The sequence below is a fragment of the Rothia mucilaginosa genome, assembly GCF_019334805.1.
Classification (GTDB): Bacteria; Actinomycetota; Actinomycetes; order Actinomycetales; family Micrococcaceae; genus Rothia; species Rothia mucilaginosa_C.
The window spans coordinates 1471767-1495903 of record NZ_CP079822.1 but is presented as its reverse complement, the minus strand read 5'-3'; the positions used below and the strand labels follow the sequence as shown (position 1 = coordinate 1495903).

The window sequence follows — 24137 nt, the reverse complement described above, 5'->3', positions numbered from 1 at the left end:
GACCGGCTCCCCCACCCTCAAGCGGGGAAGCCGGTCACCTTAGGTTTTAGTCGCGCGGGGCGGGAATGTGGATGCGGTTCTCCACAGCCTTCAGCGCAATGTCGGTGCGGTACTGCGCGCCAGCCCAGGAGATAGCGCGAACACCCTCGTAGGCGGCGTTACGGGCGGCAGCCAGGTCGTCACCGAGAGCAACAACAGCCAGCACACGACCGCCAGCGGTCAGCACGCCCTCCTCGGATGCGACAGTGCCCGCGTGAATCACGTGCACGCCCTCCAGAGCGTTCGCCTCATCCAGACCGGAGATGACGTCACCCTTGCGGGGAGTATCCGGGTAGTTCTCGGCTGCCATGACCACGTCCACTGCGGTGCGGGGATCCCAATCCAGCTCGGCGCCCTCAGAAATTTCACCGCGAGCAGCCGCACGCAGCAGCTGACCCAGCGGGGTGCGCAGACGCGCCAGAACAGCCTGGGTTTCAGGGTCGCCAAAGCGGGCGTTGAACTCGATAACGCGCACGCCGCGGCTGGTCACAGCCAGGCCGCAGAAGAGCACGCCCACGAACGGGGTGCCGCGCTCAGCCATACGAGCCACGGTCGGGCGAGCCACCTTCTCCACAACCTCCTGCACGAAACCCTCGGGCAGCCAGGGAAGCGGGGTGTAGGCGCCCATACCGCCGGTGTTCGGGCCCTCATCGTTGTCGAAAATGCGCTTGAAGTCCTGCGCCGGGGACAGCGGCAGAACGTTCTTACCGTCAGAAATGACGAAGAGGGACACCTCGGGGCCGTCCAGGAACTCTTCGATAACCACGGTGCCGCCAGCGTTGAAGCAAGCCTGAGCGTGCTCCAGTGCCGCGGTGCGGTCCTCGGTCACCACAACGCCCTTACCCGCAGCCAGGCCGTCGTCCTTCACCACGTAGGGTGCACCGAACTCGTCCAGCGCAGCCTGCGCCTCAGCGGCGTTCTTTGCCACGTAGGCGCGGGCGGTCGGCACGGAAGCCTCTTCCATGACCTGCTTAGCGAAAGCCTTGGAACCTTCCAGCTGTGCAGCAGCTGCGGAGGGGCCGAAAACGTCAAAGCCCGCCTCCCGCAACGCGTCGGAGACACCTGCGACCAGGGGCGCCTCCGGGCCAATAACGACCAGGTCGGCGTTCAGTTCGCGTGCCAGGGCGGTTGCCTGGGCGGGATCATTCGCATCAATTGCGTGGACGGGAACATCCTGAGCAATACCGGCGTTGCCGGGGGCGCTGTGCACCTCGGTCACCTCAGGGTCGCGCAGAAGCGCACGGATAATAGCATGTTCACGGCCACCGGGGCCCAGTACCAAAACCTTCATGCTATTCAGGGTACCCGCTATCACGCTAAAAATGTGAGCTGGGAACACTAAAAATGCGGCTCTTCTCATCTAGCGGCACGCTCAAAAGAATGCCTATCAGAGAAGAACCGCATCGGGTGAGTATTCACCACAACATAGGTGGCTTTGATTCGGGTTAAACCAATGCTGTCACAGCCGCAAGACCACCAAAAACAATGCCGGGGGCATTAGCGATGACAATTGGTATGTCCTTCTTGGGGCGCCACAGGCCGTACAGCAACCATAGAGTGCAGTTTATAGCGGCTACCAGGGGCTGAATCCAGTCGCCCTTGTGACCGTTCAGGTTACCGATAATCTGCGGGAAGTAGAAGACATACATGAGCACGGCAGTAATCGAAGCGACTCGCGCAAGAATGGGGAAAAACTTGGCGTGAAATTCAGATTCAGCGCTCATGCCGCTTTTTTCTGCGGTGTTCTTAGGGGTGGTGGAAGAAGAGTTGTTCTGCTCTGCCATAAAATTACCTATTTCTGATGATCTAGTGTGCGTATTATCTGGTGCTGTCGTTCTCGCAAACAGTGGAGACGTAGATGATGGGAGGATCTGTTCTAGGTGGCTCCAGGATAGGTGGCGCTAGGATACATGGCGCTAGGAAGGGGCCGCTCCCATTTTGAGAGGTATGCGCAGACCTCACGGGTATACTCCACGAATATTCTATTCCTCCCCATGCTAAAGACGTAACCCCTACCACCAATTAATATGAGAGGTATCACATATACAGCTCACTGTCGGTCAAAAAATATCACATAAACATCCAAAAATAAGGATGAATCCGCCCCACCCTTACAAGCAACGTTCTGCACGGAAATATTTGCGGGGATACCATTCTGAGCCGCCCTATACGCGTAAAACCGCGTACATAAGGCAGAACAATACACCCCTTAAACTAGAAGAATGACCAACAGCACCACCCCACAGGCAACCACTCACACCACCAACCCCAGCAGCGCCTTCGACGTAGAACTCGCACAGCTCACCCGCAACAACTTTGTCGAGGCACGCCACCGCGGCCGCCTCATCCTCCTCAACCCCGACGGCGATGTGCAGCTTGCCCTCGGCGACATTCACGAGCCCTTCTACCTGCGCTCCGCAGCCAAACCCCTGCAGGCCATCGGATCCATGAAAGCGGGCGCACCCCTGCGCGGCTCCCAGGTCGCCATCGCCTGCGGCTCGCACCGCGGCACCTTCGAGCAGATGCGAGCCGTACAGGACGTACTCACCCAGGGCAGCACCGAAACCAACCCGCTCACCCCGGCGAACCTGGCGCTCAAGCCCTCCTACCCCTCCGACTCACAGGCGTACAAGGCCATGATTCAGGCCAACCTGGCGCGTACTCCCCTGGCGCACCCCTGCTCCGGCAAGCACGCCGCTTTCCTCTGGGCCTGCACCGCCAAGCTGGAACGCGGCGAGCTCGAGGCAGGCTCGCAGAATTGGACCCTCCACAACTACCTCGACCCCGCCCACCCGCTACAGCAGGTCATTACCGAAGAAATTGAGGCGTTCACCGGCGAGCCGGTAGCCGCCATCGGCGTTGACGGTTGCGGCGCACCCGTGCACGCTGTCTCCCTGGCCGGTGCCGCACGCGCCTACTCGACCCTCGGTGCGGCAATCCGCAACCTCGGGGCGGATGCGCGCGCCTCCACGGTCGCGACCGCCATGGTGGATTACCCCGAGCTGATTCAGGCGCCCGGCTCCCCCGACACCGTGCTCAGCGAAGAACTGGACGCAATCGTCAAGGGCGGCGCGGAGGGCGTGCTCTGCATTGGTCTGCGTTCGGGCGCGTCCGTGGTGGTGAAGATGAGCGACGGCTCGCACCGCGCCATGTACGCCGTGGCTCTGCGCGCACTGCAAGCTGGCGGCTACCTGAGCGCCGAGGAATGCGAGCGCCTCCTCGCGCTAGTGATTCGCCCGGTGACCGGCGGGTACGTGGACGGCAAGCCGGTTGTGGTGGGTGAGCTGCGCGTACATGAGGAGCTTTTCACCCGCGAGGATTCGACTCCCGGCGCCCCCGAAGAGAACGCCCAGGAAGAGGACTAGTCGTGGCGATTCGACGTAAGACCAGCGAGGAAGCGGGCATGGCGGCGGTCCGCGAAGTGCGTGCCTTCTTTGAGGCGCAGCGTGCGGCAACCGGCGAGCCTGCAGATGTGCATGCCCAAGGCGAGTACCTGCTGAACAGCGCCGAGGTGGAGCAGGCATTTGCCGCGCTCCCCCGCTCGGTGCGCGCAACCTTCGTGCGTTTTACCCTCGAAGAGCTGGCCACCCTAGCCCCCGGCAATAGTGTGGAGGTGCGTGTGCCCCCGCTGGGCGTGACCCAGTGCGTGGCGGGTCCTCGCCATACGCGCGGTACCCCGCCGTCCGTGGTGGAGGCGCGTCCACTCGTGTGGGCGGCGCTGGTTCTGGGTGCCTGTTCGTGGGCGCAGGCGGTGAGTGCCGGTGCGCTGGATGCGTCGGGTGAGCGTAGTGACCTTTCGGGTTTGTTGCCGCTCTTCTAGAATTCGCTACGAGCTCACAGGTCCACGCAGTTTTCGTGATTTGGCGTGTTTGGTGCCTGTTCTAGTCGTCCATCCTGAGGTATTTAGCGTATCCTTCACCACAGCGTCTCTGAAACCCGGTACACTTTTAAGGGTCTGGTGTATGCTATGGCACACGCAGGCAGGTGTGAGTGCGGCAACACGCCCCAATCTTGCGCCTGCGCAGACGCATCCGCAGTCCCAACGTCGAAAAGAAGTGAATTGATTCGCCCCGACGGAAAACTCACTCACGACCTCGATCCAATTGACCACGGCCCCAAGGACGCCTGCGGCGTCTTCGGTGTCTGGGCTCCCGGCGAGGACGTGGCAAAGCTAACCTACTACGGCCTGTACGCGCTCCAGCACCGCGGCCAGGAATCAGCAGGTATCGCAACCAGTAACGGCAAACGCATCCACGTGTACAAAGATATGGGACTGGTCTCCCAGGTCTTTGACGAAGCCACCCTCAGCTCCATGCCCGGCGACCACGCTATCGGCCACGCCCGATACTCCACCACCGGCGCATCCCACTGGGCTAACGCACAGCCCACCCTCGGTACCACCCCGCACGGCACGCTCTGTCTGGCGCACAACGGTAACCTCACCAACTCGGCTGATCTCTACGAGCGTCTGATTGAAAAGAACGGCGGCAAGCCCCCCAAGCACGGCGAACTCGCCCAGGGCAACACCACCGACACCGCACTCGTCACCGCCCTGCTGGCGGAACACGACTTCGACTCCCTCGAAGAAGCAGCACTCGACCTGCTGCCGACCCTACGCGGTGCTTTCTGCTTCACCTTCATGGATGAGCACACCCTCTACGCCGCACGCGACCCGCAGGGTGTTCGTCCCCTCGTACTCGGTCGTCTGGAGCGTGGCTGGGTTGTCGCATCCGAAACCGCGGCACTTGATATTGTCGGTGCGTCCTTCGTGCGTGAAGTGGAGCCCGGCGAGCTCATCACCATTGATGAGAACGGTCTGCGTTCCCAGCGTTTCGCAAAAGCTAAGCCCGCCGGTTGCGTCTTCGAGTACGTTTACCTCGCTCGCCCGGACACCACCATCTCCGGCCGTAGCGTCTACGAATCCCGCGTAGAAATGGGCCGTCAGCTTGCCCGCGAACACGCTGTTGAAGCTGACCTGGTCATGCCCACTCCCGAATCCGGTGTTCCGGCTGCTATTGGTTACGCCGAAGAGTCCGGCATTCCCTACGGTAACGGTCTGGTCAAGAACGCCTACGTGGGTCGAACCTTCATTCAGCCCTCGCAGACTATCCGCCAGCTCGGTATTCGACTCAAGCTGAACCCGCTCAAGTCTGTGGTTGCAGGTAAGCGCCTCGTCGTTATTGACGATTCCATTGTTCGCGGTAACACTCAGCGTGCCCTCGTGCGTATGCTCCGCGAAGCTGGCGCGAAGGAAGTGCACGTGCGCATCTCCTCCCCGCCCGTGAAGTGGCCTTGCTTCTACGGTATTGACTTCGCCTCCCGTGCGGAGCTGATCGCTAACGGCCTGTCCGTGGACGAAATCGCGTCCTCCCTGGGTGCCGATTCGCTCGGCTTCATCTCTCAGGACGGCATGATGGCAGCCACCGAGCAGCCCGCCGAAAACATGTGCACCGCATGCTTCACCGGCAAATACCCGATTGAGTTGCCGAGCGAGGAACGACGCGGCAAGTCCCTCTTCGACTCCTCGGAGAAGGGCAAGGGCGGACCCCTCGCCGGTAAGGCAGCTGAGGTGACCGTGGAGCGCCCCGTCCCCTCCAAGCCTGAGCATGCTGAGGCCGTCTCCATTGAGACCCGCGAAGGCACCGAAACTCTCGAAACGAAGTTCGATCTCTCCGCAGTACAGGTTGCCGCAGACGACGCCGGTATGGGCATGTGCAACCCCGGCCCCGACGCCGACCTCGAGGCATTGCTCACCGAGCAGGACCGCATCCCCGCAAACTCCTCCGCTACCGCTACCCCGAAGGAATCCTAATGAGCGAGAACACCACCACCGTAACCTACGCGAGCGCAGGTGTTGACGTAGAGGCTGGCGATCGCGCCGTTGAGCTGATGAAGGGCGCTATCAAGGCGACCCACAACTCCTCCGTCGTTGGTGGCGTGGGCGGCTTCGCGGGCCTGTACGACGTCTCCGAGCTCGTCAAGTACCGCAAGCCCTACCTGGCTACCTCCACCGACGGTGTGGGTACCAAGGTCGCTATCGCGCAGGCACTCGATATTCACGACACCATCGGTTACGACCTGGTCGGCATGGTCGTGGACGACATCGTGGTCTGCGGTGCGAAGCCGCTGTTCATGACCGACTACATTGCCACTGGCAAGGTCGTTCCCGAACGTATCGCTGACATTGTGCGCGGTATCGCTGGCGCATGTGCACAGGCTGGTACCGCCCTGGTTGGCGGCGAAACCGCTGAGCACCCCGGCCTGCTCGCAGAAGACGAGTACGACGTTGCGGGCGCAGCAACCGGTCTGGTCGAGGCTGACGAGCTGCTCGGTCCCGAGCGCGTACGTGAGGGCGACGTGCTGATTGCTATGGCATCCTCCGGTATTCACTCCAACGGCTACTCCCTGGTCCGCAAGGTCCTGAACGTTGCCGGCTGGGGTCTGGAGCGCCAGGTGGACGAGCTGGGCCGCACCATCGGTGAAGAGCTGCTCGAACCCACCCGCGTGTACGCGGCAGACTGCCTGGATTTGGCGGCTGCATTCCCCGTCAACGGCGAAGACGGCACCACCGGCAGTGGTGTGCGCGGCTTCTCCCACGTGACCGGCGGCGGCCTGGCCGCTAACCTGGCTCGCGTTCTGCCTCAGGGCTTGGAGGGTCGCGTGGACCGCTCCACCTGGCAGATTCCTGCGATCTTCTCCCTGATCGGTTCGCTGGGCAACGTGCCTCTGGCCGACCTGGAGCGCACCCTGAACCTGGGTGTGGGCATGATCGCTATCGTTGACCCCTCCGTGGCTGAGGCTGCTACCAAGCGTCTGAACGACCGCGGTATCCCCTCCTGGATTATGGGTGATGTTGTTGCCGCCGGTGAGCCCGAGGCAAACAGCGCGGACTACATTCAGGGCGCTAAGGGCGTGGACGGCGGCGCGGTTCGCCTGCTGGGCTCCTACGCTTCCTAAGGACGCTTTCTCCAGTAGGTAGCGAGCGCCAGCTTGCTGGTGCTGATGATTCTATAGACCGGGGCGGTCACCCATGCGGTGGCCGCCCCGGTCTGTGTGTGTCTACCGGCGGTGCGCGTTGTCCCGTGTGTTTGATGCCAGCTTTTTATTTATTTTCACGCGTATTTCAGGCTATTTTTATTTTTTGCTATCAACTGCATTTTTAATGCATTCTAGTGCTTACACCACAGTGTTAAAACATTTATTTCTCTCCCCTGTCAGCAAGAGGTGCCGCATATCCTGCCTCGTATACTCCAACCCTCAAGCTTTACTTACATAAACCCTCAACCATTGGGCACTATTCAGCCTCCAGAGGTTGATTTTCTGCACATTAACCCGTGAAAAGCACCTCAAAAATCCCTCAAGTTCACCTTGAAGTGATACCTTAGAAATGTACGTTGCACACCGTCCAAAAAAGAGTTCTTTCGGTACGAAAAAGGGTCAAAGAAACGCTATTCCCTCACCCCATTCATTACTTCAGCGCGCCCAAAAAGGCCTCTTTTACTGCCCCGTAAAAACCCTATACGCACCTCGCGCACCTACAGACGGAAACACCAGTACACATCACACAGTCCGCATACCACCTACATCAGGAGAACCAGATGAGGCTTCCATACTTCGGCGCGCAGCGCACCGAAACACCTCCTCGCCGCTACCCCGATAACTGCCGCACCGATAACCGCCGCCGCAAGCGCCCCGCACACGCAGCCATGAGCCTGCTCGCCGCCGGCGCACTCCTCTTCGGAGGCGACCTGCCCGCTGTCCTCGCGCAGGCCCCCAGTGACGAGGCCACCCTGGCAGCAGCTCAGGCAGCACCCCAGATCGAAGGCCCCGTCAGCCCCCTCACCCTCGCGCGCAACGGCGCGGCACGCCCCAACACCCCCACCGCGGCGGCGCCCGGTACGCTCCCCCAGCAGGTGTTCGACCGATTCATCGTCACCTACACCAAGGAAGCCAAGCAGCGCAAAATGCAGCGCGACGGCGACTGGGACGCAGTCCGCGGCATCGTTGACGACATCATGGACACCGTCGATGTCGTCAGCGAAGCGCTAAACGTCGACACCAAGTTCCTGCACAACACCTCCACCGATGACGCCGTCATCCAGACCTCCAAAACCCTCAACAAAAACGAGGCGAAGGAGTTCATGGCGAAGGTCGCCTCCGACCCGGACGTAGCCTCCGTCGAGCCCGACTACATCAACTACCCCGCCGCAGAAGGCGACATCACCTTCCAGTTCAACGACCCGCAGTACAGCAAGCAGTGGAACCTCACCAACCCCACCACCGGCGTGCAGAACACCGGTAACGCACGCCTGCGCCGCGGCGCAAACGTGAAGGTCGCCGTGCTCGACACCGGCTACGTGCCACACCCCGACCTGGTCACCGGCATGGCGAACGGCTACGACTTCGTCAGCGACCCGCTCAGCGCCCGCGACGGCAACGGCCGCGACCCCAACCCCCTGGATGAAGGCGACTACGCCCCTTACAACCTCTGTAAGGACCAGGCGAACGCCCACACCTCCACCTGGCACGGTACCCACGTGGCGGGCATTATCGGCGCACGCGGCAATAACGGCATGGGTATCGTCGGTGTCGCCGACCTCGCCCGCGTGCAGCCCGTGCGCGTGCTGGGCCGCTGTGGTGGCCGCACCTCCGACATTGCCGACGCGATCATCTGGGCTGCCGGCGGACACGTTGACGGCGTGCCGGACAACACCTACCCCGCTAAGATCATCAACATGTCCATCGGCACCGTAACCCAGTGCCCCGCCGCGTACCAGCGCGCCATCGACATCGCACGCTCCAAGGGTGCACTCGTGGTCGCCGCGGCAGGTAACGGCAACACGGAAGCCTCCAAGTACGCGCCCGCCAACTGCATGGGCGTCATCACGGTCGGTGCAACCACCAAGGCCGGTACACGAGCATCGTTCTCCAACTACGGCACGAGGGTCAACATCTCCGCGCCGGGTGAAAACATCCTCTCCCTGTCCGTGAACAGCCTCGACCGCCCTGATAACACTAAGTTCACCTACGTCTACGAGAGCGGCACCTCCATGGCGGCGCCGCACGTCTCCGCTCTGCTGGCGCAGCAGCTGGTCAACGGTACCTCCATGACCACTCAGCAGGTCGAGAGAGCGTTCACCCTCGCGGGAGGTAATCGCATCAAGTGCGATAAGTATTTCTGCAGCCGAGGCATTATCAACAGCTTCAACCTGGCTAAAAAGGCGGGAAACCTGGACGCCAACGGCAGGGTGACCTACCTGCGACCGCGCAAGATTATTTCTAAGGGCCTGAGCGCCGGAGCGTCCAACACCAAGATTGCAGACAGGGCCGCCACCGACGAGGCAGCCGAGGCGACAGCAGAAGCTCTCACGGCAGGAGCCAACGGCGAGAGCCTCACCGGCGACTACGACCGAATTCCCGGCGCGCCCGCCATGGAAATCCCCGAAGATGCCCAGGTCTACGACTTGAACGGTGACGCCGAGCCCGTCACCCAGGACGAACCGCTGGTCACCAACCCCGCGCAGAAGCCCCGCGAGGCAGACGAGCAGCACTAAGCTACCCGTAGCGTAGCCAGACCCGGTTCACGGGCAGAGCGAAGCCCCCGATGAAAGAACTCATCGGGGGCTTTTCACGTCTACAACGAGGTTCGGCTAGTGGCGATAACTAGCGGTGGTTACCGGTCGCGAAACCCAGGTATCCGGTGTTCGGGTAGCCGCTGCTCGGGTAGGTGTTCGCAGATGCACCGTACCAGGAGCGGTAACGCGGGGTGTGGCCGTGACGCGGACGCGACGGGTAGGAGGGGCGAGTCACCGGGCGGGACGGGCGGGTCCTGGCCTTCGGAGCCGGGGTCACCTTCGGTGCAGGGGTTACCTTCGGTGCAGGGGTTGCCTTAGGTGCGGGGGCCTGCTGACGCTTAGCGTCCTCCTCAGCCTTCTTGCGTGCCGCCTCAGCCGCGGCAGCATCCGCAGCCTCACGGTCGGAGCGGACCTGCTGAACCGCGCGTGCCGCATTCACAATGCCGGAACCGCACGCGGACTGGTCGCACTCAACGCCCTGAGAGGTGGACTGCAGGGCCTTCTTCGCCTGAGCGTACGTCAGCTTCGGGTCGACCGCCTTCATGAGCGCCACAATACCGGCAACATGCGGTGCCGCCATGGAAGTGCCCTGGTACTCGGCGTAGTCAGCCTTACCGGGAGCAGTCTTACCGGCGTTCAGGGTAGAGAGAATACCGCCACCCCAGTAGCGGCGGTCGCCACCGGGTGCGCTCACATCCACGCGGGAGCCGTAGTTGGAGAAGTAGGAGCGCTTGCCGTTCTTATCGGTTGCGCCAACGTTGATGACGTCCTCACAGTTGCCGGGGCTGGACTTCGAGGCATCAAAGTTATTGTTACCCGCTGCGACAACCACGATGGAGCCGCGCTTATTCGCCTGAGCAATCGCCTGGCGGTACGGGGTGGTGCAGGTGCCCTCGCTACCGATGGACATGTTAATGACCTGGGCGGGGTTCTGGTTCCCCGGTACGCCGCGCACGCTACCGCCGGCAGCCCAAATAATGCCGTCGGTGATGTCCGAGTCGAAGCCGCCGCAGGCGCCCAGCACGCGCACGGGCACAATCTTCGCCTCGGGTGCCACCCCGGCGATGCCCTCGTTGTTGTTTGCGATAGCGGCGATAGTGCCCGCCACGTGGGTGCCGTGCCAGTCGGAGGCGGTCGCCTTCGAACCGGTAAAGCACTGGTTGTCTACGGTCCAGTTGCCGGCGTCAGTCGGGTCGGAGTCGCGGCCGTCGCCGTCGTTGGAGAACGCCGACTCGGCAATGAAGTCATAGCCGGGCAGCACGTTAGCGTCCAGGTCCGGGTGGGCGGTAATGCCGGAGTCCAGCACCGCAACGGTCACACCCTTGCCGCGGGTGGTGCCCCACGCCTCCAGCGCGGAGACGCCCTTTTCACCGGTGAGGGACCACATGCGGTTCATCTTCGGGTCGTTGATCTTGACGGGCTCCGAGGTGTTGTCCACGGTGGCGTAGCGGCGCATATCGGGCGACACGGAGGCGACCTTGGAGTTCGCGCTCAGGGCGTTCATGTACTGCTGCGCCTGGGCGGGGGTGAGCTCCGCGGAGGTGGTGACCACGCTGGCATCCAGCGCGGTGGAGCGGACGTAGCTGGTCTTAATGTTCAGTAGCTCGTCAATGCTCTGCACCTCGGAGGTGATGCCCGCGTAGAGTGCGTCGGCCCAGGTTGCCTGCTGGGTGCCGGCGGCTGCGGACCAGTCGATCTGATCTGCGGTGGCATCGGTGGAGGCGGCGTTCTTCGCCTCATCGGTGTAGGTGATGATGAAGCGGTTGTACGCCACGGGCGCAGCCTGCGCGGTCTGCGCGGTATTGGAGATCTGGGCGGTATGAGAAGCCTGTGCCGCCGCAGAAGTCTGGGTTGCCTTCGGCTGGGTGGTCTGCGCGGTGGGTGCCGCCACGGCGGGGATCACGCTTGCCGAGAGCAGGCAGGTTGCGGTGACGAAGCTCAGCAGGGAACGCTGTGAGGAGCGTGCCTGCGAGGGGCGAGCAATGCGAAGCATGGACGTCCTTGAGGTGAGTGGTACCGGGTGCGCACGGTGCGGCGTAGCGTTGCCGACTCGCGTTGAGGGCGTGCGCTCGGTACGAGTGAATACGGAAGAGTGAGGTGTGGTGCATTGTGTGGGCGGTGAAGTGGCTTCACAATGTGCATGCACGGGTACGCACCGTGAGATACTCTAGCACCCTTTTCGGGTTACTTTATGAATAAAATAATCTTTGTGATGCAGGTCATTTTATATAAAGGTGAGTAAAACTTAAATCTTTACTTTAAGTCCACGAGAATAGTTTGACTAGGCATTTCTTTATCTGCATTTACATGAAAGAAAAATCCCATTATTTACGCCACACTATCGAGTTTTAGCCGCTTCACACATAGGAAAAGGTGCTAGGATAGCGATATCTCACCACATAAACTACTTCCGAAGAACTCCCGCACGGGGGTTTTAGAGAAAAATACACATCAATGCAGTGATGTGCATTTTCTTTTTCTATTCGCTCCTCACAAGCAAATACACAAAAGAATGCAGATATTTTCTCGAAGGTGCATTTATGTGAGTGAATAACCAACCCACTTGCCGCTTCCGGCACTCACATACGCAAAGGACCCCGATGTCTTTTACCACTCACCCCTCAGCACGCGGCATCGCACGCACCGCGCTGAGCCTGGGTACTGCAGCAACACTCGTCGCAACCCTGGGCACCCCCGCATCCTTCGCGGCACCCGCAAAGGCTAACAGCACCGAACGTACCAAGGCGCACACCACCATCTCCTCCCTCAGCTCTGCACAGCAGAAGGCAGGCTTCAACCGCTTCGTCATCACCTACACCGATAGCGCACTGAACGCAGGCGGCGTCAACTGGGCAAGCCCCGCAGGCACCCAGGTCGCCACCTGGAGCGACTCCCTCTACCAGGGCCTCACCTCCGAGGTGCAGAGCGTCGACGACCTCTTCAAAATCAAAACCAACTACGTGCGCACCACCGCCCAGAAGGCAACCGTGGTGACCCTCTCCTCCAAGCTCACCGCAGAGCAGGCGGAGAAGTACATGGCAACTCTGAGCTCCAACCCCTCCGTCGAGTCGGTTGAGCCCGACCTGCTGCGCCGCTCCACCGCGCGCACTCGTACCGCCACCACCTCCAAGGTGGCTCAGGTAGCTCAGGCTGCTCAGGCATCGAACCAGGTTGTAGCGCCCAACGATACCCTCTACCCGCAGCAGTGGAACCTGCACGGCACCAAGGGCCTGGCCGCACCCGAGGCGTGGAAGACCACCCAGGGCGCTGGCGTGACCGTTGCTGTGATTGACTCCGGCATCGTCAAGCACCCCGACCTGGACGCGAACGTTCTGCCCGGCTACGACTTCATCACCGAGCCCTCCATCGCCCGTGACGGTAACGGCCGCGACTCCGACCCGACCGACCAGGGCAACTGGGAAGAAGCGGGCGTCTGCGATAGCGGATCTGAGGCAAGCGAGTCGAACTGGCACGGCACCCACGTTGCCGGCTCCATCGCCGCAATCATGAACAATAAGCGCGGTATCGTCGGCGTGGCGCCCTCCACCAAGATCCTGCCCGTGCGTGCTCTGGGCATGTGCGGCGGCTACGACTCCGACATTGCGGATGCAATGATCTGGGCGGCTGGCGGCACCGTTGAGGGCGTTCCCGCGAACTCCAACCCCGCCAAGATCATCAACCTCTCCCTCGGCGGCGAGGGCACCTGCCCCGCAACCTACTCCAAGGCTATTGCTGAGGTGAACAAGCGCGGCGCGATTCTCGTCGTTGCAGCTGGTAACGATGGTCAGGACACCTCCAAGGTCGCTCCGGCTAACTGCGGCGGCTCGATCGTGGTGGGCGCTACCGACCAGGAGGGTAAGCGTAGCGACTTCTCCAACTACGGCAAGCTCGTTGATGTGAGCGCCCCCGGTAGCGGCATCATGTCCACCGTGGACCTGGGTACCACCGTGTCCACCGGTGCAGGCTACACTGAGTACGACGGCACTTCCATGGCGGCACCTCAGGTTGCTGGCGTGATTGCGCTGATGAAGTCGGTGGATCCCTCACTGACCGCTGAGCGCGCAAAGCAGATTCTGAAGCAGAGCTCCAAGCCGCTCACCTGCGATGTGAACGCGTGCGGCTCCGGCATTGTGAACGCGGCGAGCGCACTGGCTATGGTGCAGGGCAAGAAGGACCCGAACCCTGCTGCGAAGCCCTGGCCGAAGCGTGCCCCCAAGCACCCAACCCGTGCGGCACGTGTTGGTTACGTGACCAACCCGGCGGTCAACCACAACCCGCCGTTCCTGATTACTGCCCACGGTCTGATCCCCGGCCGCTAATCGGCGCGTTATCCTTTGGAAGCCGGTGAGCCAATAGGTTTCTGAAGGATGCCACATACAAAAAGCCCCCGTTGAGTTTTGAACTGCGCCCCGAAACTTGGACGCTTTAAATAGTAACCCTTATGCGGCTTCCAGCAGGGCCTGATCCCGGTACTCTACCGGAGTCAGGCCCTTAAGCTTTACCTGACGCCTTACTGTATTCCAGTGCATGATATAGGCATCAAGGTCGGCCTTGAAACTCTCAAAGGTCTGCCAGTCTTGGCCGCGGAAGAACTCGTCCTTCAGATGTCCAAAAACCTGCTCAGTGGCGCCATTATCAATACAGTTGCCCTTGCGTGACATACTCTGGATAAAACCATTCTCAGCAAGCGTGCTGATATAGAACTCGTGCTGATACTGCCACCCCATATCCGAGTGCAAAATCGGTTCAACCCCTGCGGGTTTGGCCTCCATGAGTACCTGGAGCATCTCTTGTTGCTGGAGGAGGTTAGGGCACATCGAGATCGAGTGGGCAACAATCTCTTTGCTAGCAAAGTCGTAAACCGGAGCGAGATACGCCTTACCAAAGGAGAGCTTAAACTCGGTAACATCGGTACCCAACTTCTGCCAGGGACCGGTCGCCGTGAAGTTGCGACCAATGACGTTCTCAAAACTTTGCCCCACGTCCCCCTTATAGGAGTTGTACCTACGGTAGGGCCTCTGGCGGCGTATACCGCAACGCAACCCCATCTGACGCATCATCTTCAAAACCGTCTTATCGGCAATGCGCACCCCTTCCTCAGCGCGCAGGCACATAGCCACCTGCCTGTGACCACACCCGTTGGGGGTTCGCGAAAAGATCTGTGTGACCTTGGGACGTAGCTGCACTCTGGTTGGCTGCCGGGGATGAGCCAACGCGTAGTAGTAGCTCGACCTGGCAAGACCAGCAGCTTCGAGCAGATCACGCACCGCGTGTCCGCGCCCTGAAAGCTCAGCGACCACTAGGGCTTTGTCCCGGTTTGGGAGCGCCTGTGCGCCTTCAGGGCAATCGATTTTTTTAGGTACGCCACCTGCGCCTCAAGCTTGCGCACACGCTCGGCAAGTTCCTCCTCACGCGTTGGTGGTACCGCCCCCGCACCTAATCCCTTTGGCCTGCCCTTGGGCTTAGGCTTAAGCGCCTGCGCGCCGCCTTCACGGTACAGCCTGCACCATTGCTTCAACGGTGTCGCGCTTGCAATGCCGAAACGCACCATTGCCTCGGGCTTACTCATTCCACCGTCAACCACGGCCTTGGCTGCGGCGACTTTGGTCTCGTAGTCGTATTTGGTGTGTTTTATTCCCATGGTAAGAAGCCCGTCCTTCCCGATGACGTGGTACGTTTTCTGCCACTCTCTCACAGTTGCGGCGGACACACCAAGCTTCCTGGCGGTTAGACCATAGCCGAATCCTCTCTCAAACATCAGTGCTGCTTGCTCCCGGAGCAAACGATCGTGTCTCATTCCTAGATTTATAGGCATGAAAAGCCTCCCGTTTCTTGGACTTTATTTTTGGTGTCCAAGAAACGGGAGGCAGTTCATTTTCTCAGCGGGGGCTTTTCGTGAACAGAATGCTGCCGTTTGTGGTGCGGCAGCTTGCATCTCCCACCCACCCTCACGACTGACGGGTGGGAGAAGTTTTGTAGGTAGCCCCTAGCGAACTAGCCATTAGTGAACTAGCCGCCGGAGTAGGCGAGCTAGGGGCGTACCTGGGAGGCGCGCACGCCGGTACGGATACCGGCAGCCTCCATGCGAGCGGACTCGTAGCTCACCGCACGCAAACCCGAGGGTGCGTGAGTTGCCACTGTCTTCTCTCGCGTATTTTCCTGCCACCGAGTGGGTAGAAAGACCCAGCGGCGCTGAACCGCGAAGCTGATCGGGATCAGAATCAGTTCGGTCAGGATCTTGGCGACCAGCAGGGACGCGCCCAGGCCGGTCAAAGCTTCCATCAGAGCCGCATTGGCTGCGAGGATACCCACCGCCAGCACGGCGTAACGTACCAGCGAGGAGGATGCCGAGGGGCGTGCGCCTCCGTCGTGCATGAGCATTCGGTTGACGGTGAAGTTCGTCAGCGCCGAGATGATGCGGGCACCGACCACGGCCGCCAGTAGCGGAACGCCCATGCCCACCAGGACGAACAGGGCGATAGCATCCACGAGGAAGCCGGTCAGGAAAGACGAAGCCAGGAAGGCAAGCAGGGGCGCGTAGATGAGCGCCGAGTCCTGCAGGGGCCTAAAGTGGCTGGTCGGGTTGCCCGGCTCGTAGACCTTCACGATGGGCACCTGCACCAGCTCCACGTCCGCGCGGGTTGCGCGCAGCAGCATGGAGAACTCGTACTCGTACTTATCGCCGGGAATCTGCAGCAACCAGTCCAGGATTTGCGGGGTGAAGCCGCGCAGACCGGTCTGGGTGTCTGCCACGCGGGCACCGGTCGCCAGGGCGAAGAAGCCTACGGTTGCGCTATTGCCAATCTTGGAACGTAGCGGCACCCTGGTGCCTTCTTCGCCGGCGTTCGGGTCGGGCTTGGTACGCACGCCGAGGATAATGCTCTTCTGCCCTGCCGCCGCTGCGGTTTCGGTGCGCACACCCACACGGAAGATGTCCCGAGGTAGGTGCTGGCCGTCCGCGTCGGCGGTGACGATGACCTCGCCGGGGCGGTTTGCTTGCGCCCAGGCGATGCCGGTGCGCAGTGCCGCACCCTTGCCCCTATTGGCGGGGTGGCTCTGCACGGTCACGCCGTCGATACGCAGTTCGGTGAAGATTGGTGCGTAGGTGCTGCCGGATCCGTCGTCAATGACGAGGATTTCGGCGTTAGGGTCCTGTTCGCGCAGGGCCCGGGCAAGGCGGACCAGCGATTGGTCCGGCTTGTAGGCGGGTATCAGGATAATCACGATGCGCTCCCTGCAATGTAGAGGATGTCGCTGGTGCCGCGTTCCTTGGTGCCACCCTGGGGGCGGTTGACCAGCTGATTGTTGAAGACCATGGCGGAGGAGCCACCACCGTCCAGGTTGTAAGCGGTCACGCAGCCGAGGTCCTTGAACATCTGGGCGAACTCGGGCATGGTCACACCGCGCGAGTAGTTGGTGGAGCGGCCGTCGACCACGATGAAGACCAGGTGGTTGGTGCCGAGCACGCCCACGCCGGTTCGCGGCTGGTTGCCCTGGATGGAGTGGTTACCAAAGTTGGTATCCACCTCGACGCTGTCGATGCCGTCGACGATTGCGGAGTCCTTGACCAGTGCGGGGCCGAAGGAGAGGGTGTTCCACACGCCCTCGCTGACGAGGGTCTGGGCGTTGGTTGCGGTTTCGTCGTAGAGCTTGACGGAGCCGTCGCGGTAGAAGGCCAAACCCTCGCGAGCGCCGGAGTCACGGTAGACAACACCGTTTCGGATCACGATGCCGGTGGTACGGAAGCCGTAGTAGTCGCCGTTGATTGCCCAGATGCCGTTGTGTTCGGAGGCAATGTTCGAGGGGGTGTCGATGATGTTCTGGCCGAACTTGTTGTTGGCGAAGGCACTTCGCAGCAGGGTTGCGTTGTCGAGCTTGATGTCTGCTACGAAGGAGACGACCGCATCCGAGCCGCTACCGGTGGTGTTGGAGGTGATGGTGATCGAGCCTTCGTTAGCGGTGAGGCTCTGGCCGTTGACCTTCACGCCGGTCAGTTCGGTGGGGTCTGCGGTAGCGGAGCCGGAGGCGCTTGCGTTCGCCTGAGCTGCTGCCGCCTCGTAGGCGGTGGTGTCTTCGATTTCGGTGTGCTCTGCCAGGTAGCGGTTGTACGCCCAGCCTGCGCCGCCTCCGACTACTGCGAGGGCGCCGATGCCGCCGCCGATGAAGATTCGACGGGTGAGCTTCTTCTTGGCTAGCTTCTGCTCTGCGGCGGTTTGCGCTGCGTTAGCTTGTTCTGCCGCGGTCTGGGTGGTCTGGTCAATGTTCTGAGTCATGTTCTGTTCGTTGTTCATGTCTCTAGAATGCCGGCCTATTCTCTGTGCCAGGCATGACTAAGCTGTGCAGAAGCTATGTATGCTTATTCATTTCAAGCTTTTTTATTACCAACTACGCTCTATTACCAGATGGCTCTATGCATATCTATGTATAAACATGTGCATTGGCTTTGTGCTCCACATAGTTAAGACCCCCGCCGGCAGCCCACCCTTGCGCTCACATCCGGGTGCATCCGCACAAACTGCAGGCATGAACAAATTGGGGGGGCACGAAACAAACTGCGGGCACGAAAAAACCGGCTGAGCACCCCGTGCGGGGCCTCAAGCCGGTTCATCATCTATGAAATACGCTCGGTCGATATGCACCGAATCATTCCGCGTATTCTTTATGCCTCATCCTCGTAGGACGCGTACTTTTCTGCGTATGCCGAGTAGTCGTCCTCGTCGTCATAGCGACGGCGGGACGAATCGGAGGACTTCGTTTTCTTCGCGCTGCTGAGCTCGCGCTCGAGTGCGCTGTAGTCGGTCTCGGGGCTGAAGTACTTCATCTCCCGAGCCTGCCTTGTTGCTTTAGCCTTCTGACGGCCGCGCCCCATGGCGTGACCCCCTCTTTCATCCTGTCCGAGGCGAACAGCACGCGCGGCGCATCGCTCTCGGATCGTTCAACAGTCTTTACTACACTATAGAGTACCCTGTTTCAGCCCTGAATGTCTCGCTGAACGTCACCTATTTTGCGTATCATGACACTTCTTCGCACCGGAACAACCGTTTTATTTTGCACCCGCGGCTTTTTACCCCAGATGCCATACCCCAGACACCACAGTGCCCCGCACCGGACGTATCGCTACGACCAATGCGGGGCGAGTGTCTCTCCTACCGGCTCACTCACAAGACCGGGGTCAGAGAGGGTACCGTGCCGGTCATGACATCCAGCACGGAGCTTGAGGGGCACTCCTGCCGCTTAGCTTGCGGTAAAGGAGCCCAGCGAGGTGGCGTTAGAAGCCAGGGTGGTGCTGGATGCATCCACGCTATCGGTGGTGGTGTACACGGTGTAGCTCTCACCCTTGGTGATCTTGGAGCTGGAGACCAGGATCAGCGCGGTGCTGGAGTTCGTCACCTTGTAGTTTGCCACCACGTTACCGGAGGAGTCAGTCACCTGTACGGTGGTGCCTGCGCTCAGGTTCGATACGTTGCTGATCTTCACGTAGCCGCTGGTGGAGGAGGTGGAGGGAGCCTCGAACATATCACCGGCGTTACCCGCGGTCACGGTCGCGCCGTTGAGCAGCAGGTCGCCGTTGGTGTCTAGGGAGGCGTTGCCACCGGTGAAGGGGCCGTTCACAATCAGGGTGCCGCCGGAGAGCGTTGCCGTGCCGTTAGAGTCGATGCCGTCGCCGTTCGCATTCACGGTGACGGTACCGCCGGTGATGTTGATGGTTGCGTCGACGACCTCGAAGGTGCCGCCGCCACCGCCCATGCCACCACCGCCCATGCCACCGCCAGCCGGGGGCTGGCCCGTGGTACCGGAACCCATGGCACCGGAGGGAGCCTGACCGCCGCCTGCAGGGGCCTGACCTGCGCTACCGCTGGGTGCCTGACCGCCCTGTGCAGCATTACCCTGTGCAGCTTGCTTGCTCTGGGTGGCCTGTGTGGTGGAGGTCGAAGCCGACTTGGTACTGGTCGAGTCAGTAGTGGTCGTGGTGCTGTACGAGGCGTTGATACCGTCATCGGTGCTGGTCACGTTCACGGTGCCGTCCAGAATGTTGATGTACTGCGCCTCAATACCCTCGTTCGACTGGGTAATGTTCAGGGTACCGCCGGAGATTTCCAGCACGCGCTCAGCCTTGAAACCGTCATCACCTGCGGAGATGTTCACGGTACCGCCGCTCAGGCGTACCCAGCCGCGGTTGCCGTCGGTGTCGTTGGTTGCCTTGATACCGTCCTGGCTTGCGGTCACGGTGATGGTGCCGTCCAGAATATCGACGTAATCCTTACCCTTGATGCCGGTGTTTGCCGCGTTCACTTCCAGGGTGCCGGAGGCAATGACCAAGCCGTCAGTGGTGTGGATACCCTCTTCGTACTTACCTTCAACCTTCAGGGTGCCTTCGCCCGCCAGAGTCAGGTCGCTCTTGGAGTAGATAGCTGCGTCGGGACTACCGCTGGCGGTATCCGAGTAGGAGGAGCCGTCAGAGACGGTGTTGGTGGTACCCGAGGCGGTGTAGATAACGACCTCGTCCGCCTCAACCATGTTGATTGCCGCGCCGGTGGAGTTGGTGATGGTCGCGTTGTTCAGGATCAGGCGGACCATGTCGCCGCTGGTAGCCTCAACCTTGATCTGGCCCTCGTAGGTGCCGGTGAGCTTGTAGTTGCCCGCCTTGGTGATGGTGATGACGCCGTCGCTGACGGTCACGCCGTCGGTCGCGGTCGGGTTAGAAAGATTGATAGTAACTTCGCTGGAGGAGTCCCAGGTCAGATCCTTGGCGGAATAGTGGGTGTCCTCGGCGAGCTTTGCGCCGCTCTTCACGTCGGTGGAGAAGGTGTCTGCCACCTTCGACGTGGTGCCCGAAGTGTTCGAAGCGGAGGTGCTGGTTGCACTAATGGCAGTAGCGCTGGCATTCGAGGTCGAGGCTGCCGAGCAGCCGGTCAACGCCAGGGCTGCCAAGAGGGTAATGGAGGTTGCGCTCTTAATCATATTGCTCTTTTTCACGGGTTTTCCTTTGTGTTTGGGTGACCACTCGCGTAGAGCCAGCGCCACAGGGGTAAGACGTATGTGAAATGTGAATATGTGTGAGAGCGGTTATTGCCTGTGTGGGGCGAATAAAGCCGGTATTGTGTTCGGTTCGGGGGTTTATAGATGAGGGGCTGGGGTACGGGTAAGGTAGGTGCGCTACCCTACCCGCGCATCCCCAATTGCCGTTTTAGGCGGGTTGCCGTTTTAGGCGGCTGCGAAATGCTCGGTCAGCAGCTTCTGGTAGTCCTCTTCGGTCATGTCATCCACGTTGAGGCGGGTGCCGTTGACCGGTTCCAGGTGCATCCAGTTCTTCAGGGTTTCTGCCCACTTGTTGCTTGCCAGCTGCGGGTTCAGCGCCGCCATGCCGGTTGCAAACTTGGAGATCTTCGCGGGGGTGATGCCCGCATCCCAGAGGTGCTGGTCTGCCACGGAGGGCTCCACGCCGGACTTGGTTTCGATGATGACCGCATTCGGCAGGCCGTAGGTGGTGCCGACCAGGTTGCCGTGGTAGTTACGGTAGTTCACGCCCGCCATGAGGATGTTCTCGGACAGAGGGGTCCAGGTCAGGTTGGTGTCTACCGTCATGCGGGATGCGACCGGGTTCTTCTCGCTCTGCGGCAGGAAGACCGTGGTACGGCGGTAGCCGGTGGTCAGAACCGCCTCCAGCTTCTCGACCGGGCCCGCGAGGATGTCGCCGAGTGCTTCGGTGATGTACTCGTGGCCTTCCGCGGTGAGCGTATCGCGCATCTCGAAGGTGTACGGGATACGCTTCTTGACGGTTATATCCTGCTCACCATCGGTCTTGACCTCCAGGAAGGTCAGCTCCGAGTCCAGGTAGCTACGGGTACGAATCTTGAAGGTGTCATCGCGGCTGTAGGCTGCCGAGTGGTAGCTCTGCATCTGCGGGGTGTCGAAGTAGACCGAGTCGTAGGCGAAGTCGCGCTGGCCCTTGATTTCCATGACGGAGGCGTCTGCGTCGAGGGTGGCGAGTACCTTGGCGGCGGTTTCTGCGTCGACAATGTACTTGCGATCCACGCGGGTCTGCATGGCTGCCTTCTCGTTCATGGCTTCGAGGCTGATGCTCTTCCACTCTGCGGGGATGATGTTTGCGGCTGCGTTAGTCATGGGTCTTTGTCCTTCTGGGGTGCCGCCCGGCGCGTATTGGGCTGTGCGCTGGGGGCGGCGTGTCGTGGGTATCGGAGATGTTTGTGCGGTTGGAGTGAATCGGAGGCTTAGATACCGGCTGGTTTTACTTGCCTACCGGCGTGCGCTGGAGGGGTACCATCCGAGTATCCAGCGTGGCGTGCGCCTCGGCGGTGGGAACCTGAGGTGCTGCCGGGTAAGCCGCAGGAGCCTGCGATGCTACCGTCTGAGCTACTACGGGCTGAGCCGCCTCCACTGCCGCGGGGGTGCCACCCTCGGGGGTTTCCTTGGGCTGGTAGGTGACGGTGGCGCGGGTCAGGTTATTCACCATGTCCAGCTCGGTAACGCTGACCGAGGTGACGGTGTAACCCAGGCGAGTGCTCAGGTATGCTTTGAGCTCTTCCTCGTCGCTGATCGCACGATCGGCGGTAACGGTCTGAGTCTGATCGGTAGAGACCGGGGCACTACGCGAGTCGAGGACCGCGATCAGGAGGATGAGAGCCGCCATGAGGCCGAAGGCAATGTACGCCGGGCTGATGTTCACACCTGCGATCATGCCGACCGAGAGGGCTACGAAGTAGTAACCCACCTCGCGCTGGCTCAGGGCGGTGGAACGCAATCGGATAATCGACAGGACACCGAAGAGGCCCATACCCATAGCGGATGCGTTCGATCCGGCGGATACCAGCGCCACCGAGACGGTGAAGATGCCGGCGTTGATGACTGCGTAGGAAATCATCAGTTCGCGGTTGCGGTGCCGCACCATGTAGAGGGTGCAGAGGGCTGCGATGGCTATGGCATCGGCGATCGCCATGGTCAGAATAGTCATTGGGTGCTCCAGGTATCGTGTCGTGATGTTCGCGGTGCTTTTTGCTGTCTGTTCATCAGCTTTGGGCTGTGCGTTCTTGGTAGTATCTAGATTCCCGTGCGAGTCTGTGTTTACCCTGTGCTCACCTTAACTTAGAGATAAGTGTTATGTGTCTCTGATAAATAGCCTTGTCAGTAGCGCTATTTGTCCGTAATTTTGTGCTTTTTCGCGTCTCCCTCAGCATCCCCCACAGCCTCAAAAAGCACAAAAAATGGGCTCCCTCCGATATGGAGGGAGCCCATAAAAGCAGCTAAAAACTTAGCGACTAGGCGCTATTATGCCTTCTTGCGCATACGGGTTGCCACGATGGTCGCGCCACCAGCACCCAGAGCAATCAGACCCAGACCAGCAGCGGTCATCGCGTCGGATGCACCGGTCTTAGCCAGGGAAGAAGAGCTCTTGGAGGATGCGTTCGAAGAACCGGAGCCCAGGTTGTCATTCGAGCCGGAGCTCAGCGAAACGCTGTCAGACTTGTTGGAGTTCTCGTAGTTCGGCTGCTCTTCGCAACCTTCATCGTCACCGTCAGCGTCGAACTTATCGCGGAAGTCCGGGTCACCCCTGTGAATAGAGGTGCCGCGGTCTGCCCACACGTCAGCACAGTTCTGGTACTTGTAGGTCTTCTCGTCCTTTGCGGAGGAGTCGGAAGCCTGGTCAGACTTCTGGTCTTCAGACTTCTGCTCTTCGGCAGGCTTGGTTTCCTTAGCGTCCTCAACTGCGGGTGCGGAGGTCTCATCGGCAGGCTTGGGAGCCTCGGTGGTCGGGTCCTGGGTGGGAGCCGGGGTCGAGTCCTCGGAGGGGGTCGGAGTCGGGTCCTCGGAGGGGGTCGGAGTCGGGTCCTGAGAAGGAGCGGGGGTCGGGTCCTCGCTAGGTGCGGGAGCGGGCTGCTCTGCAACCTTAATGGTCACGGTAGCTGCCTTACCGCCGCGGGGAACGTCACCGTCCTTCAGGGAGCCGGACAGCAGGTAAATGTCAACGGAAACGCTGCCGTGCAGCTCTTCCTGCCAAGGGATGGTAACGGAGAAGTTGCCAGCCGCGTCAGCGTGGATTTCCAGGTAGTCCTGGCCGTCAATCTTGACGGCACCCTTGTTCAGCTTCAGTGCCAGGACGGAACCGGAAGTGCCGTCAGCGGTCTTGAAGCCCTCGCCGCCAATGTTCAGACCCTGACCCTCAACCCATACGTCGGGGGCGATGAACTGTGCAGAGTCTGCGTAGGTGTGGACAACCTGAGGCGCACCTTCAACAGCGAAGGTTGCGGGGACGGAAGTAGCAACGAGGCCACAGCCGATGAGGGCGGTGGCACCAATGCGTGCGATGTTGTTTCGAATATTCATGCCCCCATTCTAACGAGCGAAGCTTGGGATACCGGCTCCCAAGACGCTAATTTGCCATGACCTGACTCACAAAACATATTTTTCTTGAAGGTTTATTGAAGGCATGGTTGAACTATATAAGCCTTTTACACCGCCGTGCACCTCTAAAGCCTCAACCCAACGTTGAAGAAACTAACAAGT

18 protein-coding genes are annotated in these 24137 nt (G+C 60.7%); 6 read left to right on the top strand and 12 right to left on the bottom strand.

Annotated features, from left to right (window positions below):
• Positions 1-46: 46 nt before the first annotated feature.
• Both purD and LPB405_RS05925 read right to left on the bottom strand, forming a co-directional pair.
• On the bottom strand, positions 47-1330 hold the full coding sequence (gene purD, locus LPB405_RS05930) for a phosphoribosylamine--glycine ligase (RefSeq protein WP_219100647.1): 1284 nt from the start codon (positions 1328-1330) through the stop codon (positions 47-49).
• A gap of 154 nt (positions 1331-1484) precedes the next feature.
• Entirely contained in the window at positions 1485-1823 is a 339-nt protein-coding gene (locus tag LPB405_RS05925) for a membrane protein (RefSeq protein ID WP_049351963.1), read from the bottom strand.
• 438 nt (positions 1824-2261) lie between these two features.
• Between LPB405_RS05925 and LPB405_RS05920 the strand changes: the two genes are divergently transcribed.
• The 5 genes from LPB405_RS05920 to LPB405_RS05900 all read left to right on the top strand — a co-directional run bounded on the left by LPB405_RS05920 (position 2262) and on the right by LPB405_RS05900 (position 9593).
• Positions 2262-3404 (top strand): asparaginase, encoded by a 1143-nt coding sequence (locus LPB405_RS05920; protein WP_219100645.1) that lies wholly within the window; start codon positions 2262-2264, stop codon positions 3402-3404.
• A gap of 2 nt (positions 3405-3406) precedes the next feature.
• On the top strand, positions 3407-3859 hold the full coding sequence (locus tag LPB405_RS05915; protein WP_219100643.1) for a sterol carrier family protein: 453 nt from the start codon (positions 3407-3409) through the stop codon (positions 3857-3859).
• 240 nt (positions 3860-4099) lie between these two features.
• Positions 4100-5851 (top strand): amidophosphoribosyltransferase, encoded by a 1752-nt coding sequence (purF, locus tag LPB405_RS05910; RefSeq protein WP_219100641.1) that lies wholly within the window; start codon positions 4100-4102, stop codon positions 5849-5851.
• Entirely contained in the window at positions 5851-6996 is a 1146-nt protein-coding gene (gene purM, locus LPB405_RS05905; RefSeq protein ID WP_070507150.1) for a phosphoribosylformylglycinamidine cyclo-ligase, read from the top strand. The genes purF and purM overlap by 1 nt, the downstream gene beginning before the upstream one ends.
• Positions 6997-7637: 641 nt before the next feature.
• The gene (locus tag LPB405_RS05900; protein WP_219100639.1) at positions 7638-9593 is read left to right on the top strand and encodes a S8 family peptidase; all 1956 of its coding nucleotides are present in this window, start codon (positions 7638-7640) and stop codon (positions 9591-9593) included.
• Between the two features lie 109 nt (positions 9594-9702).
• On the opposite strand, the gene LPB405_RS05895 is transcribed toward LPB405_RS05900, so the two are convergent.
• Entirely contained in the window at positions 9703-11607 is a 1905-nt protein-coding gene (locus LPB405_RS05895) for a S8 family peptidase (RefSeq protein WP_219100637.1), read from the bottom strand.
• A 607-nt stretch (positions 11608-12214) separates the two neighbouring features.
• Between LPB405_RS05895 and LPB405_RS05890 the strand changes: the two genes are divergently transcribed.
• Positions 12215-13933, top strand: coding sequence for a S8 family peptidase (locus tag LPB405_RS05890; RefSeq protein ID WP_219100635.1), 1719 nt, complete (start codon positions 12215-12217; stop codon positions 13931-13933).
• A gap of 120 nt (positions 13934-14053) precedes the next feature.
• Here the strand turns inward: LPB405_RS05890 and LPB405_RS05885 are convergent, their stop codons facing one another.
• The 9 genes from LPB405_RS05885 to LPB405_RS05845 form a co-directional block, all read right to left on the bottom strand.
• On the bottom strand, positions 14054-14914 hold the full coding sequence (locus tag LPB405_RS05885) for an IS3 family transposase (RefSeq protein WP_219100633.1): 861 nt from the start codon (positions 14912-14914) through the stop codon (positions 14054-14056).
• Entirely contained in the window at positions 14914-15324 is a 411-nt protein-coding gene (locus LPB405_RS05880) for a helix-turn-helix domain-containing protein (RefSeq protein ID WP_257604868.1), read from the bottom strand. Before LPB405_RS05880 ends, LPB405_RS05885 begins: the two co-directional genes overlap by 1 nt.
• Before the next feature lie 320 nt (positions 15325-15644).
• Positions 15645-16838 carry a bifunctional glycosyltransferase family 2/GtrA family protein gene (locus tag LPB405_RS05875; RefSeq protein WP_219100629.1) on the bottom strand — a complete coding sequence of 398 codons (1194 nt, stop codon included), beginning with the start codon at positions 16836-16838 and terminating at the stop codon, positions 15645-15647.
• Positions 16835-17905 carry a phosphodiester glycosidase family protein gene (locus tag LPB405_RS05870; RefSeq protein ID WP_219100627.1) on the bottom strand — a complete coding sequence of 357 codons (1071 nt, stop codon included), beginning with the start codon at positions 17903-17905 and terminating at the stop codon, positions 16835-16837. The genes LPB405_RS05875 and LPB405_RS05870 overlap by 4 nt, the downstream gene beginning before the upstream one ends.
• 368 nt (positions 17906-18273) lie before the next feature.
• On the bottom strand, positions 18274-18483 hold the full coding sequence (locus tag LPB405_RS05865) for a DUF3073 domain-containing protein (protein ID WP_005504588.1): 210 nt from the start codon (positions 18481-18483) through the stop codon (positions 18274-18276).
• Positions 18484-18848: 365 nt separating this feature from the next.
• A complete protein-coding gene (locus tag LPB405_RS05860; RefSeq protein ID WP_219100625.1) occupies positions 18849-20591 on the bottom strand; it encodes a carbohydrate-binding domain-containing protein in 1743 nt (580 codons plus the stop codon).
• Positions 20592-20819: 228 nt separating this feature from the next.
• Entirely contained in the window at positions 20820-21740 is a 921-nt protein-coding gene (locus tag LPB405_RS05855; protein WP_219100623.1) for a polyphosphate polymerase domain-containing protein, read from the bottom strand.
• Positions 21741-21864: 124 nt separating this feature from the next.
• Positions 21865-22587 (bottom strand): DUF4956 domain-containing protein, encoded by a 723-nt coding sequence (locus LPB405_RS05850; RefSeq protein WP_219100622.1) that lies wholly within the window; start codon positions 22585-22587, stop codon positions 21865-21867.
• A 314-nt stretch (positions 22588-22901) separates the two neighbouring features.
• Complete coding sequence (locus LPB405_RS05845; RefSeq protein ID WP_219100620.1) at positions 22902-23957, bottom strand: excalibur calcium-binding domain-containing protein; 1056 nt, start codon at positions 23955-23957, stop codon at positions 22902-22904.
• Positions 23958-24137: the final 180 nt, after the last annotated feature.

What these genes read in the sequence shown, in the direction of transcription:
- purD (WP_219100647.1), bottom strand. Translation starts at nt 1,330, where the DNA reads ATGAAGGTTTTGGTACTGGGCCCCGGTGGCCGTGAACATGCTATTATC.
- LPB405_RS05925 (WP_049351963.1), bottom strand. Translation starts at nt 1,823, where the DNA reads ATGGCAGAGCAGAACAACTCTTCTTCCACCACCCCTAAGAACACCGCA.
- LPB405_RS05920 (WP_219100645.1), top strand. Translation starts at nt 2,262, where the DNA reads ATGACCAACAGCACCACCCCACAGGCAACCACTCACACCACCAACCCC.
- purM (WP_070507150.1), top strand. Translation starts at nt 5,851, where the DNA reads ATGAGCGAGAACACCACCACCGTAACCTACGCGAGCGCAGGTGTTGAC.
- LPB405_RS05900 (WP_219100639.1), top strand. Translation starts at nt 7,638, where the DNA reads ATGAGGCTTCCATACTTCGGCGCGCAGCGCACCGAAACACCTCCTCGC.
- LPB405_RS05895 (WP_219100637.1), bottom strand. Translation starts at nt 11,607, where the DNA reads ATGCTTCGCATTGCTCGCCCCTCGCAGGCACGCTCCTCACAGCGTTCC.
- LPB405_RS05890 (WP_219100635.1), top strand. Translation starts at nt 12,215, where the DNA reads ATGTCTTTTACCACTCACCCCTCAGCACGCGGCATCGCACGCACCGCG.
- LPB405_RS05870 (WP_219100627.1), bottom strand. Translation starts at nt 17,905, where the DNA reads ATGAACAACGAACAGAACATGACTCAGAACATTGACCAGACCACCCAG.
- LPB405_RS05865 (WP_005504588.1), bottom strand. Translation starts at nt 18,483, where the DNA reads ATGGGGCGCGGCCGTCAGAAGGCTAAAGCAACAAGGCAGGCTCGGGAG.
- LPB405_RS05855 (WP_219100623.1), bottom strand. Translation starts at nt 21,740, where the DNA reads ATGACTAACGCAGCCGCAAACATCATCCCCGCAGAGTGGAAGAGCATC.
- LPB405_RS05850 (WP_219100622.1), bottom strand. Translation starts at nt 22,587, where the DNA reads ATGACTATTCTGACCATGGCGATCGCCGATGCCATAGCCATCGCAGCC.
- LPB405_RS05845 (WP_219100620.1), bottom strand. Translation starts at nt 23,957, where the DNA reads ATGAATATTCGAAACAACATCGCACGCATTGGTGCCACCGCCCTCATC.